The 287-nt window shown below is 63.4% G+C and carries 1 protein-coding gene; it reads left to right on the top strand.

The features are described 5' to 3' along the window. On the top strand, nt 1-217 hold a 217-nt coding region (locus tag IE187_RS21150; RefSeq protein WP_229839645.1), incomplete at its 5' end, for a DUF6124 family protein. Between the last annotated feature and the right edge of the window lie 70 nt (nt 218-287).

Genomic DNA, 287 nt, shown 5'->3' with positions numbered 1-287 from the left:
GCCCCCGCGCCATGTACGCGTCACCGCCGACACCAAAAACGAAGACCTGCTGGCCAACGCCTGCGAAACCCTCGCCTCGGCCAAAACCATCGCCCAGGAATTCGCCGGGCTGGTCAAACCATCGCAGCGGCGGACGCTGATGGGCATCGCGCAGTTGATCATGCTCGGAGAACTGGCGGTGAATCGGGTGCTGGATAATCTGGAATTGCCGGGGTAATGCGGGCCGGCTGAGTTATGCGATGCCCGTGCCGGCCTCTTCGCGAGCAGGCTCGCTCCCACAGTTTGAG

The organism is Sphingomonas glacialis (genome assembly GCF_014653575.1).
Lineage (GTDB): Bacteria > Pseudomonadota > Alphaproteobacteria > Sphingomonadales > Sphingomonadaceae > Sphingomonas > Sphingomonas glacialis.
The sequence above is the reverse complement of the archived record's forward strand: the minus strand, read 5'-3'. Positions and strand labels throughout refer to the sequence as shown.